The organism is Bacillus sp. FSL L8-0167, assembly GCF_038630295.1.
GTDB classification, from domain to species: Bacteria; Bacillota; Bacilli; order Bacillales; family Bacillaceae; genus Bacillus; species Bacillus safensis.
The window spans coordinates 2266119-2280662 of record NZ_CP152027.1 but is presented as its reverse complement, the minus strand read 5'-3'; the positions used below and the strand labels follow the sequence as shown (position 1 = coordinate 2280662).

The 14544-nt window shown below is 41.3% G+C and carries 17 protein-coding genes; 15 read left to right on the top strand and 2 right to left on the bottom strand.

The annotated features are described in order from the left end of the window. Window positions 1-50 precede the first annotated feature (50 nt). The 4 genes from pstC to pstB (MHB66_RS11745) are packed head-to-tail and all read left to right on the top strand — an operon-like array spanning window position 51 to window position 3495. Window positions 51-977, top strand: coding sequence for a phosphate ABC transporter permease subunit PstC (gene pstC, locus MHB66_RS11760; protein ID WP_342490554.1), 927 nt, complete (start codon window positions 51-53; stop codon window positions 975-977). Next, window positions 977-1861: a phosphate ABC transporter permease PstA gene (pstA, locus tag MHB66_RS11755; protein WP_046311778.1), complete on the top strand. Its 885-nt coding sequence runs from the start codon at window positions 977-979 to the stop codon at window positions 1859-1861. The genes pstC and pstA overlap by 1 nt, the downstream gene beginning before the upstream one ends. A gap of 32 nt (window positions 1862-1893) precedes the next feature. Then, window positions 1894-2697, top strand: coding sequence for a phosphate ABC transporter ATP-binding protein PstB (pstB, locus tag MHB66_RS11750; RefSeq protein WP_170825867.1), 804 nt, complete (start codon window positions 1894-1896; stop codon window positions 2695-2697). Window positions 2698-2712: 15 nt separating this feature from the next. Next, complete coding sequence (gene pstB, locus MHB66_RS11745) at window positions 2713-3495, top strand: phosphate ABC transporter ATP-binding protein PstB (RefSeq protein WP_034280173.1); 783 nt, start codon at window positions 2713-2715, stop codon at window positions 3493-3495. Window positions 3496-3539: 44 nt separating this feature from the next. On the opposite strand, the gene MHB66_RS11740 is transcribed toward pstB (MHB66_RS11745), so the two are convergent. Next, window positions 3540-4040 (bottom strand): endolytic transglycosylase MltG, encoded by a 501-nt coding sequence (locus MHB66_RS11740; RefSeq protein ID WP_034280176.1) that lies wholly within the window; start codon window positions 4038-4040, stop codon window positions 3540-3542. Beyond that, window positions 4037-4384, bottom strand: a complete 348-nt coding sequence (locus MHB66_RS11735) for a hypothetical protein (protein WP_024422989.1) — start codon at window positions 4382-4384, stop codon at window positions 4037-4039. Before MHB66_RS11735 ends, MHB66_RS11740 begins: the two co-directional genes overlap by 4 nt. 413 nt (window positions 4385-4797) lie before the next feature. On the opposite strand from MHB66_RS11735, the gene rpmG reads away from it, so the two are divergent. The 11 genes from rpmG to MHB66_RS11680 all read left to right on the top strand — a co-directional run bounded on the left by rpmG (window position 4798) and on the right by MHB66_RS11680 (window position 14437). Further along, a complete protein-coding gene (rpmG, locus tag MHB66_RS11730) occupies window positions 4798-4947 on the top strand; it encodes a 50S ribosomal protein L33 (protein WP_008360061.1) in 150 nt (49 codons plus the stop codon). A gap of 48 nt (window positions 4948-4995) precedes the next feature. Next, complete coding sequence (locus MHB66_RS11725; protein ID WP_046311774.1) at window positions 4996-5556, top strand: 5-formyltetrahydrofolate cyclo-ligase; 561 nt, start codon at window positions 4996-4998, stop codon at window positions 5554-5556. A gap of 56 nt (window positions 5557-5612) precedes the next feature. Further along, window positions 5613-5954 (top strand): hypothetical protein, encoded by a 342-nt coding sequence (locus MHB66_RS11720; RefSeq protein ID WP_235362331.1) that lies wholly within the window; start codon window positions 5613-5615, stop codon window positions 5952-5954. Between the two features lie 298 nt (window positions 5955-6252). Next, window positions 6253-6426 (top strand): hypothetical protein, encoded by a 174-nt coding sequence (locus MHB66_RS11715; RefSeq protein ID WP_162176177.1) that lies wholly within the window; start codon window positions 6253-6255, stop codon window positions 6424-6426. An 86-nt stretch (window positions 6427-6512) separates the two neighbouring features. Beyond that, window positions 6513-8051, top strand: coding sequence for a rhomboid family intramembrane serine protease (locus MHB66_RS11710; protein ID WP_046311772.1), 1539 nt, complete (start codon window positions 6513-6515; stop codon window positions 8049-8051). 70 nt (window positions 8052-8121) lie between these two features. Next, window positions 8122-8325, top strand: a complete 204-nt coding sequence (locus MHB66_RS11705; protein WP_008342322.1) for a YqgQ family protein — start codon at window positions 8122-8124, stop codon at window positions 8323-8325. A gap of 13 nt (window positions 8326-8338) precedes the next feature. Continuing rightward, entirely contained in the window at window positions 8339-9292 is a 954-nt protein-coding gene (locus MHB66_RS11700; protein WP_025092968.1) for an ROK family glucokinase, read from the top strand. Window positions 9293-9505: 213 nt separating this feature from the next. After that, a complete protein-coding gene (locus tag MHB66_RS11695; protein WP_046311768.1) occupies window positions 9506-11425 on the top strand; it encodes an LTA synthase family protein in 1920 nt (639 codons plus the stop codon). Window positions 11426-11511: 86 nt separating this feature from the next. Then, window positions 11512-12636 carry a M14 family zinc carboxypeptidase gene (locus MHB66_RS11690; protein ID WP_046311766.1) on the top strand — a complete coding sequence of 375 codons (1125 nt, stop codon included), beginning with the start codon at window positions 11512-11514 and terminating at the stop codon, window positions 12634-12636. Between the two features lie 156 nt (window positions 12637-12792). Next, a complete protein-coding gene (locus MHB66_RS11685; RefSeq protein ID WP_046311764.1) occupies window positions 12793-14046 on the top strand; it encodes an MFS transporter in 1254 nt (417 codons plus the stop codon). 76 nt (window positions 14047-14122) lie between these two features. Then, window positions 14123-14437 (top strand): MTH1187 family thiamine-binding protein, encoded by a 315-nt coding sequence (locus MHB66_RS11680; RefSeq protein WP_024427984.1) that lies wholly within the window; start codon window positions 14123-14125, stop codon window positions 14435-14437. Window positions 14438-14544: the final 107 nt, after the last annotated feature.

The following is a 14544-nucleotide window of genomic DNA, read 5'->3' as shown; positions in this document are numbered from 1 at the left end:
TGGAGCATTTCACTTTTCCTTTTATGACATTCATAGGAGTGTAGAAAAAGATGAAGCAGATAGAACATACAGAAGCGAGCGATCGGCTGATCAGCTCGAAGAAAAATAGGCAAATGGATGAAGTAAGAGGAAGTATTTTGGTGAAATTCTGCGCATTCTTAATGATTGCAGTATCCATCGCCATCACCATCTTCCTTGGCATTAAGGGTTTACAATCTTTCATCGTAAATGGTGTAAGCCCAATTGAGTTCTTAACCAGTTTCAATTGGAACCCAACAGCAGAAAACCCGGAGTACGGCGCATTTCCTTTTATTTTTGGATCGATCGCCGTCACGCTTCTATCGGCACTTATTGCAGCGCCGCTAGGCATCGCAGGAGCGATCTTTATGACAGAAATTGCACCTGCATGGGGCCGGAAAATTCTCCAGCCAGTCATTGAATTGCTTGTAGGGATTCCATCCGTTGTTTACGGATTCATAGGTCTTACAGTATTGGTGCCGTTTATCGGACATTTCAAGTCAAGCGGCTCAGGGCATAGCGTGTTAGCAGGAACGATTGTCCTGTCTATTATGATTCTGCCAACCGTTACATCCATTGCAACTGATGCTATGGCTTCCCTTCCAAAAAGCTTACGTGAGGGATCGTATGCACTTGGCGCTACAAGATGGCAAACGATTAGACGTGTACTTGTACCAGCAGCTCTTCCAACATTAATGACAGCAGTCGTTCTTGGGATGGCAAGAGCATTTGGAGAAGCCCTTGCCGTTCAGATGGTCATTGGAAACACGCGTAATTTACCAGAGAGCATTATGGATACAGCTGGTACATTAACAACCATTATTACGTTAAACATGGGTCACACAACGTATGGAAGTGTTGAAAACAATACACTTTGGTCAATGGGGCTTGTCCTTCTAGTTGTATCGTTTATGTTCATACTCATTATCAGATACTTGTCGTCTAGGAGGAAGATTTAATGAATAGCAAAATGACCGATCGTTTTGCCACGTTTGTTTTTGGATTATGTGCTGCCATTATTACGGCGATCCTAGTTGGTTTGTTTTCTTATATCATCTTCAACGGTGCAAAAGAATTAAATTTCGACTTTTTGACAACCCGCTCAAGTGCAATTGGCTCTGGCGGCGGTATTAGGGATCAGCTGTTTAACTCGTTTTACATTTTGTTTATTACAATGCTGATCACAGTACCACTTGGTGTCGGCGGCGGAGTGTACATGGCTGAATATGCGCCTCAAAACAAAGTCACTGATTTTATTCGCACATGTATTGAAGTGCTGTCTTCACTTCCTTCTATTGTCATTGGTATGTTTGGTTTACTCATGTTTGTCAATTTAACAGGCTGGGGCTATACGATCATCGGAGGAGCTCTTGCGCTCACGGTGTTTAACCTGCCAGTGATGGTGAGGGTGACAGAAGACGCGCTTCGCTCTGTACCGAAGGATCAAAAGGAAGCATCACTAGCGCTTGGTGTGACGAAATGGCATACAGTGAAGACGGTCCTGATTCCAGGAGCGATTCCTTCTATTATTACCGGTGCGATTTTAGCATCAGGAAGAGTCTTCGGGGAGGCAGCAGCGCTTCTTTTCACAGCAGGCCTCACCACACCGCGTCTTGATTTTACAAACTGGAGTCCATTTTCTGATACGTCACCGCTGAATGTTTTTAGACCGGCAGAAACATTAGCCGTTCATATATGGAACGTCAATACACAAGGAATCATTCCAGATGCAGAGGCCATTGCAAATGGTGCATCAGCCGTACTTGTGCTTTCAGTTTTAGTATTCAACTTAGCAGCTAGATGGCTTGGTTCATTTATTCATAAAAAGCTTACGTCAAAATAATGTGAGAGAGGTGTGAAGGGGATATGGTTCAAATGCTAGCAGAAAAAAAAGAGATTGCAGCAAAAAAGGCTCCACTTCAAGCGGAACAGATTTTACAGGTGCAGGATTTAAGCATTTATTATGGTGAAAAAAGAGCAGTCAATCACATTTCATTTGAAATTGAGAAGAACGCAATTACCGCATTAATCGGCCCATCTGGCTGCGGGAAATCAACCTTTTTACGCAGCATTAACCGCATGAACGACTTGATCCCAGGTGCGAGAAGTGAAGGGGCGATCATGTACGAAGGGCTTAATATTTTGGATGACCGCATTAATGTGGTGAATTTACGAAGAGAAATCGGCATGGTTTTCCAAAAACCAAACCCATTTCCTAAATCGATCTACAATAACATTACCCATGCGTTAAAGTATGCGGGGGAAAAAAGAAAATCAGTGCTTGATGATGCGGTAGAGGAAAGCTTAACAAAAGCAGCGCTTTGGGATGAGGTCAAAGATCGTCTGCACCGCTCGGCTTTGTCATTATCCGGTGGTCAGCAGCAGCGCCTTTGTATTGCGCGTACACTTGCGATGAAGCCCAGCGTTCTTTTATTAGATGAACCCGCTTCTGCCCTAGACCCGATTTCAAATGCAAAAATTGAAGAGTTATTATCAGAGTTGAAAAATGATTATTCGATCGTCATTGTGACACACAACATGCAGCAAGCGTTACGTGTATCTGATCATACAGCTTTTTTCCTGAACGGTGATCTAGTAGAATATGATGCCACTGAACGTATCTTTACACGTCCTGCGCAGCAAAAAACAGAAGACTATATCAATGGTCGATTTGGATAAGGCGGGTGGATTTTGATGAATGCAATAGCTACTGAAACAGCCAAAAAAGAAGTGTTTCGTGTGAATGATATGAACCTTTGGTACGGACAGCATCACGCACTGAAGCATATTGATTTAGACATTAGAGAGCATGAAGTCACAGCAATTATCGGTCCGTCCGGCTGCGGGAAGTCAACGTTTATCAAGACCTTAAATCTTATGGTCAAAACAGTGCCAGGTGTGAAAATCACTGGAGATATGATGTATAACGGCGACAATATTTTAAAAGGCCGCGTTGATCTAGTGGAACTGCGTAAAAACGTCGGGATGGTCTTTCAAAAAGGAAACCCATTCCCTCAGTCAATCTTTGATAATGTCGTCTACGGACCAAGAATTCATGGCGTGAAGAGCAAGCAGCAATTGAAAGAAATCGCTGAAAAAGCGCTTCGTGATGTTGCCCTTTGGGATGAAGTGAAAGATCGTTTAAGTGCGCCTGCATTAGGTCTTTCCGGCGGTCAGCAGCAGCGTCTTTGTATCGCAAGAGCTATTGCCACAAGCCCAGATATTTTACTAATGGATGAACCAACATCAGCGCTTGATCCTGTTTCAACATTAAAGATTGAAGAATTGATTATGAAATTAAAAGAGAAATACACGATTGCCATTGTGACGCATAACATGCAGCAAGCGGCGAGGGTATCAGATAGAACAGCCTTCTTTTTAATGGGAGAGCTTGTTGAGGTCAATGATACGAATGTGATGTTCTCTGAGCCAAATGATCAAAGAACAAATGATTATATATCTGGTCGATTTGGATAACAAAAACCCCCTGGAGGTCAGCGCCGCCATGGGGGTTTTTGCTGTTATTTTGTTAAGGCTTTGACGATTTGTTTAAACGTCATCCCTGTTTTTAAATTGAACTTGCCTGCACGAATTTCTTTATGGTAGCCGGCGTCAATTACGTAATCATTAAAATCTTTAGACGAGTTGATAATTCCGTCCTTTTCAAGCATGTCTGAAACATCACTTGTGCTCATCCCGTTTTTAATAACAAATTTGACCGATTTGCCTTTAGGCTTGTCTGATGTTTCTTTATCATTTTTAGAATCGCCGTCTTCATTTGCCTTCAGTGCTTTTTCTTTATAATCAAGAAGCTGCTGATATGTTTCACGGCTGACGGAGACTTCTTTTTTAGAGTCTAAATAGTTTTTCACATCAGTGTCTGTTACTTTCGCTGCGAGCGTTTCTTTTGTGGCTGTATCAGCCGCCGCTTCATCTTTTCCAGTGAGGAAAAAAACGATCGCCAGAACACCAGTTGCAAGAATCATACCTGCCGCAAACGTTTGGATGCTTTTTTTCGTCATACAAGCACCTTCTCGTTGTCTTTAATGATCATGTTGACTTCATCTACAGATACATGCTCAGCGCGCGCAATGGCCTCAGGAGACATGCCATTTTGATGCTTTGAAATGATTTGTCTTGCGATAGATGGATCAATTTCTGAATGTTTGCGGACGACAATGTTTGTTTCAAGCAATTCTTCTTCAAGAACCTTCATTTTCTTTTTCAGTTTATAGATTTCTTGCATTGCAGATAGTTGAAGTGTTTCAAGTTCCTGCTCGACTTCTTTAATCGGCTCTCTTTGAAAATATGAGAATGCGATCAGTACGATACTGACAACAAGCAATCCGATAATTGCAATTTCCATGTTTCATCACCTTTTATTCATATTTTAATGCTGAAAGCCATAAAAGGCTTTCATGATTGTTTCAGACAGTTTTCGACCCTTCTTTTTTATACCATAAAAAAGCTAGTTTCAAAAGGAATTGCTGAAAAAATCACCTTTTTTTCATCTTTTTTCTTTTTATATGAAAAACGAGTATGAAAATCTTGCTCGCTGTCAAAATAAAAGAGGGTTCCTCATGTATACAGTACGACAAAGATTGAGGTTTTATAGGGGAGCAGGCCATTTTTCATGAAATGACCGTGTGATATGGATCAGAACGCGGACGGGATTGACTGAAATTCAAATTGGTGAAAAAACATTCTAGCATTCCTAAGCTAGAAGTGGTATTATAGTTAGGTCTGAATGTGAATTGATTTTAGTTTGGAGGGAAAAACATGCGCGTAAATATTACTCTAGCTTGCACTGAATGCGGTGAGCGTAACTATATTACTAAAAAGAATAAGCGAAACAATCCAGATCGCGTTGAATTCAAAAAGTATTGCTCACGTGATAAAAAACAAACTTTACATCGTGAAACAAAGTAAGCAGCAGGGAATTTTCCTGCTGTTTTTTTATGATGGGAGATGATCTGTGTGAAAAAAGAGCTTCGTCTTCAAACATTAGCCAAGCTGGACCAGATGAGTGCCGAGGAATTCAAGCGAAGCACCGCTTTACTTCATGAGCACTTGTTTCAACTGTCAGCATGGAAACAAGCGGATACGATTGCACTCACCATGTCTAGAGGAAAAGAGGTACCGACAATGCCTCTAATTAAAAAAGCATGGCAGGAGGGGAAAACAGTATGTGTACCCACCTGTTTTCCGGAAACAAAAGAGATGACGTTTTATGAATATACATCGGAAACGAAAATGATATCCCGCTACTTTGGGCTAATAGAGCCAGACCCTCTGGCGTCGGCTGCTGCATCTAAAGAATCAATCGATTTGATCATTGTGCCTGGTGTGTGCTTCGATCGACAAGGCTACCGTATCGGATATGGGGGCGGCTATTATGACCGCTACTTAGCTGACTATCACGGCGAAACGCTTGCCCTTTGCTTGACAGTACAGCAAACTGAGCATATTCCGGCTGAAACGCACGACATTCCGGTCTCAATCATGGTCAGTGAGAAAGGTACCATATATCCAAAATAAAAGTCCGCTGCTTATACGTAAGAACGGGCTTTTTGTGTTGAGCGAAGGTCTTGTTTGTGATCAAAAGTCACAAGAAAGATAGCAATCAACATTCTTCATTAAAAGGCATTTTAGCTGACGGAGGATATGTTTTGAGAAAATTTCGCGGAAAGAAAAGATACTTCCGTCATATGTGGGAGGAAGTAAATACTTGTGACTTAAAACTTGATCGTGATTCATGGTTTTATTTTTGGCATACGCACCTTGATTTTTTTGGAGTCGGGGGAAATAGCTTAAAAATAAGAAGAGAGCATATCAAAGCTCATATCGCTTTATATTATAGGCTGCTAAAACAGCTAGAAGGCTTTGAAAAGCCATACCAAACTTGGATTTGTATTCACGAACATGACCCTGTTTAGACGCTGTATATGTTTATACGCCAAATCCATACGACAGTTACTTTCCGCACAAGGTGGAGGAGTTAGAGCAGAATTGTAAGCTGCCTCATACTTTCATGGGGACTAATCGACCTTCATCAATTTGACGTTTCTTATGATCAATCAGAGTGCGGAGAGGTCTATTATATTCAATCAAAAGAGCAAGGGATTAGATTGTGAAGGCCTGCTTATGAAAGGAACCTTTTAAGCGATAAAAACGATGGTTCATGCATAAACAAATACTATTTAAGCCACGATACGAACATAGGAGGGAATATGGATGAATAAAATGATTTGGAGCATTGTGTTCACACTATTTGCATTCGTTCTCGTGCAAAATCGTTATCGGCTCATGAATTTGGTTTTAGGCCAAAATCAAGTCCGGCACTTTTTGATTAAATGGCTGATGAAAATCCCATATTTTCGGACGAAATTTATTCGCCAAGCATTCTAATCCCGCAAAAGCCGGGATTTTTTTGTTTAGAAATGCGGATAAGAACGATTCTTGCTATAATAATGTAAAAAATGGAGCGCGAATGTATGAATGTCATAGATAGTTTATTTTGGCGAGTTGTTGATGAACTAAGACAAAAAGGATACGAGATGATTCAAAGTCCGTACCCAGAAGATGAAATATTTTTTGAAGCACCACGAAACTCAGGTTATGATCTTATCCGTCTATATAGAAAAGATGTGAATTTCAGGCAGGAGATCGTTCGAGATATCGAGGAGCAAACATATCGGATCAATCAGCTGAGAGAAGCTATGCGTAAACGATCTCTTCATCTCCTGCAGCTGCAATTTACATCTGATGTTCCAGTAGATGATTGGGAAGACCTAAACGGTCAGCCGCAAAAAGAGAATAAGGTGACAGTTACTCCTGTATTACTCAATGCAGACACGCTTCAAAACGATGTAAACGAACTGCAAAAATGGCTGAATACATCGCTTGCAGTAAATGTAGAAGAAGCGAAGGAAGATACAGCTGAGGATGCCATGCAGCTGAAAAGGAACGTGCTTCAGGCATTTGATGATCAGGAAAAGCAGCGAGAACGAGAACGGGCCGTGTTTCAAAATGGCAGACCCATTTTTACCTACTTGCTGATCGCTGTCCAAGTGGTTATGTTTCTTTTACTTGAGCTGTCAGGCGGAAGTACCAATACCGCAACTTTAACAGCATTTGGTGCTAAAAATAATGTGCTGATCTTAGAGGGTGAATGGTGGCGCCTGATGACACCAATGTTTTTACATATTGGCTTGACGCACTTACTCTTTAATACTTTTGCTCTTTGGTCCGTTGGAGCGGCTGTTGAGAGAATTTATGGGTCGGGAAGATTTTTGCTCATCTATTTCATTTCCGGCATTTTTGGCTCCATAGCGAGCTTTGTGTTTAATACGGCAATTGCAGCCGGCGCATCTGGCGCGATCTTTGGCTGCTTAGGCGCACTGTTATATTTAGCCATCTCAAATCGAAAGCTTTTCTTTCGGACGATGGGGACAAATATTATTGTCATTATCCTCATTAACCTAGGAATAGGCTTCACTGTATCAGGTATTGATAACGCAGGGCATCTTGGCGGCCTGGTTGGCGGTTTTTTCACCGCATTAGCAGTCCGTCTGCCTAAACAGGTGCAGCCTGTCAAAATGCTTCTTGCGAGTGCTGCTCTGCTCTTTATTGGCGGTTTTGGATTGTATACAGGGTTTCATTCTGACAATCAAAAGGAAGCAGCGGCAGCAAGTGAGGCAGCGAGTTTATTTGATGAGAAAAAGTACAGCGAAGCAAGTGAACGACTAGAGGAATATGTGCACGATAAAGATGCATCAGCTGAGGCACTTCATATCTATGCACTATCGGAAGCGCAGCAGGGCCGACTTGATAAGGCTATTCAATTTTTACAAAAGTCGCTTGAAAAAGATCCAGATGATCCAAATAAACTGTATCATTTATCGCTTTTATACGTAGAAAAAGGAGAGACAGCGAAAGCAGAGGATCTATTAGCGAAAGCGTTAAAACAAGATCCTCAAAATGATCAATTTTTAAAGCTGAAACAATATATCGAAAATAGTCAAACACGTTGAATGACTTGACTGAAAGCGCATTTATGAATACGCTTATCCTAACTGTTGATGAGAAGAAATGGTGGAAACAATGAAAACGTTATATGATGTACAGCAGCTGCTCATGAGATTTGGAAATTATGTGTATTTCGGAGATCGTGAAGTAGAATTAGAATTTATGGCAGACGAATTGAAGGAAATGTATACATCAGGCATCATTGACCGGACCGAATGGTCAAACGCAATGACGATTCTTCAAATGGAGCTAGCCAAATTAAATCGAAAAACAATGTGAAGGTGGAGGGCATATGACAGGGGATTGGTTTGTAGGTATTGATCTTGGCGGTACGACAATTAAGCTTGCGTTCATTAATCTATATGGTGAAATTCAGCATAAGTGGGAGATTCCTACGGATAAATCCGGGCAGACGATCACAGTCGATATTGCCAAATCAATTGACCATAAACTGGTTGAGATCAGTATGCCGAAATCAGCACTTATTGGGATCGGAATGGGTGCACCTGGACCTGTAGATAAGGTATCTGGCATCGTCTATAAAACAACGAATCTGGGCTGGACAAACTACCCCTTGAAAGATCACCTAGAGGCAGAGACGGGACTTCCATCTGTCATTGAAAATGATGCGAATATTGCTGCACTCGGTGAAATGTGGAAGGGGGCAGGCGATGGCGCAAAAAATATCCTGATGGTCACACTTGGAACAGGGGTTGGCGGCGGCATCATCGTCAACGGTGAAGTTGTTCAAGGGGAAACAGGAGCTGGCGGAGAAATTGGCCATATTTGTGCTGTTCCATTTCAAGGTGCACCGTGTAACTGCGGAAGAACAGGCTGTATTGAAACGATCGCATCTGCAACTGGCATCGTCCGGATTGCAAAGGATAAATTAGAAACCGAGCAGCATACATCTTCACTTGGCAAGCTCGCTTCGCTATCGGCAAAGAATGTATTTGAAGCGGCAGAAAACGGAGATGATCTTGCAATGCGTGTTGTAGAAGAAGTGACGACACATCTTGGACTTGTCCTAGCGAATCTTGCTAGTGCTTTAAACCCAACAAAAATTGTAATTGGCGGCGGTGTTTCAAAAGCAGGTGAGCTTCTTCGCAGTAAAGTAGAGCGCATTGTGAAACAACATGCTTTCCCGCCTTGCGCTGACGATGTTGAAGTGGTAATTGCATCACTCGGAAACGATGCGGGTGTTATCGGCGGGGCATGGATGGCAAAAACCAAATGGCTGTCTTGAACAAAAAAGTCATAATGATGTCATTTTTATTAAAAAAAGCGATAGATAGGCATGAAATTGGATGTTTAGCATATTCATAAGTTTGTCATGAGGAAAAAGACATTGATTTTCCATCATATACAGGATAAGATATACTTTAGTTATTTTTCTAGAAGCACCAATAATTAGGGTATATCCAGAGCCTGGGTGCGCGCTTAGCATAAGGAGGTTACAATGCGAAAGAATAGATTAAAGGCGATTTCATTTTTACTGATTGCGACATTGCTGATGTGGGTCAAAACCTATGTTATCTATAAATCTAGCTTCAATATTAAAATTGAAAATTTCATGCAGGAGTTTATCCTGTTTATTAATCCGCTTAGCTTTCTCTTGTTTATCTTCGGTATCGGTTTATTTTTTAAAGAAAAAAACCGCAATCGATATATCATCGTGACAAGCTTTATCCTAACATTCGTTTTGTTAGCCAACATTGTGTTTTATCGATTCTATAGTGATTTTCTAACCATCCCCGTCCTATTTCAAACAAACAATATGGGTGACCTCGGGTCAAGTATTACCTCTTTAATTGAACCAGTCGATTTACTGATGTTTGTTGATATCATCATTTTAATTTGGCTCTATAAAAAACAGCCTTCCTTTAGAACAGATGTCACAATTTCACGAAAAGAACGAGCGGCCTATTACTTATTTGTGGCAGCTACATTCTTCTTTAACCTTGGTTTAGCTGAAACAGAACGACCAGAACTCCTTACTCGCTCATTTGACCGTGAGATGCTGGTGAAAAATATCAGCTTATATAACTTCCATATTTATGACGGGGTATTGCAATCGAAGCAGTCCGCCCAACGAGCTCTTGCTGACAGTAATAGCTTAACTGAAATTGAAAACTATGTAAGCGCAAATCAAACGGACCGTAATGAAAAGACATTTGGTCAAGCAAAAGGACGAAATGTCATTCTTGTATCACTTGAATCTACACAGAGTTTCGTGATCAATGAAAAATTAAACGGGAAAGAAATTACTCCGTTTTTAAACAAATTGATCAAGAAGAGCTATAACTTTACTAATTTTTATCACCAAACAGGTCAAGGGAAAACATCTGATTCAGAGTTTATTGTAGATAATTCTCTTTATCCACTTGGAAGAGGGGCTGTGTTCTTCACAAATCCAAGTAATGAGTTTACAGCGACACCTGAGCTGTTAAAGGATGAGGGCTACCACTCTTCTGTTATTCATGCGAATAACAAAAGCTTCTGGAACCGTGACCTTATCTACGATAGCTTTGGCTACGATAAGTTCTTTGATATTAAATCATTTGATGTGAATGAAGAAAACTCAGTTGGCTGGGGACTGAAAGATGGTCCGTTCTTTGAGCAGTCCGCTGAATTAATGAAATCGATCCCGCAGCCTTTCTATACGAGATTGATTACATTAACGAACCATTTCCCTTTTGATTTAGATGAAGAAGATAAGCTCATTGATGAATATGATTCAAAGAGCAAAACGCTGAACAAGTACTTCCCTACAGTGCGTTATCAAGATGAAGCCCTTAAGCTTTTCTTTAAAAAGATGAAGGAAGCTGGGTTATACGATAACTCCATTTTTGTTTTGTATGGGGATCACTACGGAATTTCTGAAAACCATAACGAAGCCATGGGACAATTTTTAAATAAAGAGATTACGCCATTTGAAGAAGTACAGCTTCAAAAAGTCCCGTTTGTTGTACACATTCCAGGGGTGACAGATCAACATCCAAAAGAAATTGATACGGTAGGCGGTCAGGTCGATATCCGCCCAACTGTACTCAATCTTCTAGGGATTGATACAAGTAAACAAATTCAATTTGGTCATGACCTTTTATCGAAAGATAAGAATGACTTTACAGTACTCCGTGATGGAAGCTTTATTACGAAAGACAGCATTTTTACAGATGGTGTTTGCTACAATAAAGAAACAGGCGAGCCAGCAGATGATAAAAACGTGTGTCAGTCTTATGAAGAGAAGGCGAAGCAGGAGCTTCAGTTCTCTGATCAAATCATCTACGGGGATCTCCTTAGATTTTATGATCGAAACAGCCCGGACCATTCACCATCCAAAAAAGAAGGTGAAACGGAGCTGAAAAAGGCGTCCTAATAGATGAAAAAACCTCTGCTATTTTTAGAAGCAGGGGTTTTCTTTTTTTGCCTTCCGGCTCATATAGTATGAGAGGAGGGATGTAAATGAAGACAACGTCGTTTGGAAAAATTGAATGGCAGCTGGATGAAGCAGGGAGGGATGCTGTGGCAAAGCAGCTTGGCATAGGAAAAGCGGCTTTTCATTTATCAAATCAAACAAGCACTGATGAGCTTCTTTTACCAGGATATAGACTTCCAGAAGGAGTCCATGTATTTGATTCGATAGGTGATGTGCAGAGATTTATTGCACCTTACAGACTGCAGCAATCCGATGATTGGATCAATGGAACATTTGAATATGATAGCGCTCAATTAGAAGAAGAGCTGAGCCGCTTGAAAGCCGTATTTCCTTTTCTTCATATCAGCGTCATTGGCCATTCAGTGCTTGATACACCTATTTATGAGATCCGAACAGAGCCTGTTCAGCATTTACATTCTATTCATCTCAATGCCTCATTTCATGCAAATGAATGGATCACGACGTCTGTTTTATTAAAATGGTTGAAATCGCTTTGCTTAGCAGCGTCTGACCCGGTTCAGGCTAGACATTATGAAGCGGTTCATATCCTGCAGACCACCGCTTTATCCATCGTGCCAATGGTCAATCCAGATGGAGTCGATTTGGTACGTAATGGACCGGAGTCACTAGGTCTTCATCGTGAAGAATTCACTCTGCTAAACGGTGGATATTCCGATTACCGGGAATGGAAAGCAAATATTCGAGGGGTGGATTTAAACAATCAGTTCCCTGCTTATTGGGAGATCGAGTACTATCGTCATCAGGCGAAGGCACCGTCCTACCGTGATTATCCTGGGCGCGAGCCATTAACAGAACCAGAAGCGAAAGCGATGGCCAATCTTGCGTTGCGAAAACGATTTGACCGGCTGATCGCCCTTCATACACAAGGAGAAGAGATCTATTGGGGGTTTCTTGGCCATGAGCCAGCCATCTCAAAAGAAACGGTCAAACGATTCGAACTAGTGAGCGGCTACAAACCGATCCAATATCTCGACAGCTATGCAGGCTATCGCGATTGGTTTATTTATCAATTTCATAATGAGGGCTATACAGTCGAGCTTGGTCTAGGGAAAAATCCTCTTTCCATGGTTCAATTTGATTCGATCTATGAAAAAACAAAGCGGCTTTTGTGGGAAGCGTGTAAGTGTTAAAAGCACCTGTCTGGTGCTTTTTCATATTCTGAGAAACAATCAATTGCTTATGGTCAATAAAAACAATGTTGAAGCAATTGACGAAGGTCTCCTTGTAAGCTATTGTGAAAGATATGGATGTAAAAAAAAGGATATGATTTAGGGAGATGTCGACTATTGAGTGCTCAAAGCCTGTGGAAAAGAAATTTTACTTATTTATTTGTTTCTAAAATGTGCAAAATTACGGCTGATAGTTTATCTTTCAACACCATCTTGTGGCTTTTAGTACTAGGAGGGAAAGGGGCCATAGGGACAGCTTTTTTTATTGCGGTCAGCTTTGTCCCTCAAGCGATTGTTGGGCCATTTATTACGCCCATGATGAAGCCGCATCAATTGAAATTCTGGATGTGCTTTGCTGATTTAACACGAGGAGCGATTATTCTTGTGATCGTGGTTAGTTACTTTTATGGTTTCACCCCATTAGCACTCATCATTGGCTGTATGCTGCTGCATTCGGCGACAGGAGGTTCCTATGAACCGGCATCTGTATCGATTATTCCAAAGCTTGTCCATGAGGACCTCATACAAAAAGCGAATGCAACCATCCAATCAGCAAGTCATGTAGTAAGACTTGTGACGGTCACGATTTGTGGTGTCATGATTGCATTTGCAGGCGTAGGTTATACAATGCTTGTGATCATTCCTCTTTATCTTTTGTCCGCTTTATTGGTGTTCATGATTTCATATCAAACAGACGTCATCATCGATAAAGCCAAAAAAGGATTATCTTACGGCAAAAGATTAATTCGAGGTTTTTCACTTGTTAGAAGCCACCATATTTTGTTTCCATTAGCGATTTTTTGTGTCTGCTCAAACTTTGCTGCGGCACCATGGGAAGCATTGTCTGTTATTTATTTAACGGAAGACTTACATAGTGGACCGGTCGTCTATTCATTCATCAAAGTCACAACTGCACTAGGCGCATTTTTGATGGGGTTTGTTTTGACAAAGATAAAAGTGAATCGGTATGGATTGCTGTTTATAGGCGCTGGGATCGTTGATGGAATCGCCTTCTTCATCACAGGTATGAACGCATTGTTGCCTCTTGTGTTTATATCAGCTTTTGCTTTAGGAGCAGCAATTAGTGCAGTTAACGTACCCGAACATACGATGATTCAATTGTCAGTAAAGGCAGAGGATCAGCCGCAAGTGTATGCGATCATCAACATGATTTCCTACTTAATGATTCCGTTAGGTGCCCTCCTTGGCGGCTATATGGCAACAATATTTGGATCTGGGTATGTCATAGCGGCCGGCGGCATCATTGAAGCTGCTTCAGGTATATGCCTGCTTCTGTTTACAAAGATCGGGAAGGTAGAGAGAGCGGATTTGACGATAGAACGAGACAAACCTGCCGTAAACGCAACGTAAGCATGGCATGATTGAATGAGGATAGGTTACAATGAGGACGAGAAAACATGAGAATTTAATGGAAAGGGGAAAAATTATGGCTATAGCAGACGTCACCATCATTCCGATAGGCACTGAAACACCAAGTGTCAGTGCTTATGTAGCAGATGTACAAAGAATTTTAGAAGGCTTTCAACAAGAAGGGAAAATCAAATATCAATTAACACCGATGAATACGTTAATTGAAGGCGAATTATCCGTTTTATTTGAGGTCATTCAGCGCATTCATGAAGCCCCTTTTGAAAAGGGATTGCACCGAGTAGCGACCAATATTCGCATCGATGACAGACGGGATCAAACCACAACACTTACAAGCAAATTAGAAAGCGTGAATAAGCATTTAAATCAATAAAAAAGCCTGCTATCGGCAGGCTTTCAGCGTGTAGACAAACCCTCGCATTCGGTGTCAGGTCTGCGCTCCGGGGCTCACGAATGTTTCAATTCGCTCCTCTCCGGTAC

Excerpts from the sequence above, each read along its gene's own strand:
- pstC (WP_342490554.1), top strand. The coding sequence starts at position 51 with ATGAAGCAGATAGAACATACAGAAGCGAGCGATCGGCTGATCAGCTCG.
- pstA (WP_046311778.1), top strand. The coding sequence starts at position 977 with ATGAATAGCAAAATGACCGATCGTTTTGCCACGTTTGTTTTTGGATTA.
- pstB (WP_170825867.1), top strand. The coding sequence starts at position 1,894 with ATGCTAGCAGAAAAAAAAGAGATTGCAGCAAAAAAGGCTCCACTTCAA.
- pstB (WP_034280173.1), top strand. The coding sequence starts at position 2,713 with ATGAATGCAATAGCTACTGAAACAGCCAAAAAAGAAGTGTTTCGTGTG.
- MHB66_RS11740 (WP_034280176.1), bottom strand. The coding sequence starts at position 4,040 with ATGACGAAAAAAAGCATCCAAACGTTTGCGGCAGGTATGATTCTTGCA.
- MHB66_RS11735 (WP_024422989.1), bottom strand. The coding sequence starts at position 4,384 with ATGGAAATTGCAATTATCGGATTGCTTGTTGTCAGTATCGTACTGATC.
- rpmG (WP_008360061.1), top strand. The coding sequence starts at position 4,798 with ATGCGCGTAAATATTACTCTAGCTTGCACTGAATGCGGTGAGCGTAAC.
- MHB66_RS11715 (WP_162176177.1), top strand. The coding sequence starts at position 6,253 with ATGAATAAAATGATTTGGAGCATTGTGTTCACACTATTTGCATTCGTT.
- MHB66_RS11710 (WP_046311772.1), top strand. The coding sequence starts at position 6,513 with ATGAATGTCATAGATAGTTTATTTTGGCGAGTTGTTGATGAACTAAGA.
- MHB66_RS11705 (WP_008342322.1), top strand. The coding sequence starts at position 8,122 with ATGAAAACGTTATATGATGTACAGCAGCTGCTCATGAGATTTGGAAAT.
- MHB66_RS11700 (WP_025092968.1), top strand. The coding sequence starts at position 8,339 with ATGACAGGGGATTGGTTTGTAGGTATTGATCTTGGCGGTACGACAATT.
- MHB66_RS11695 (WP_046311768.1), top strand. The coding sequence starts at position 9,506 with ATGCGAAAGAATAGATTAAAGGCGATTTCATTTTTACTGATTGCGACA.
- MHB66_RS11690 (WP_046311766.1), top strand. The coding sequence starts at position 11,512 with ATGAAGACAACGTCGTTTGGAAAAATTGAATGGCAGCTGGATGAAGCA.
- MHB66_RS11680 (WP_024427984.1), top strand. The coding sequence starts at position 14,123 with ATGGCTATAGCAGACGTCACCATCATTCCGATAGGCACTGAAACACCA.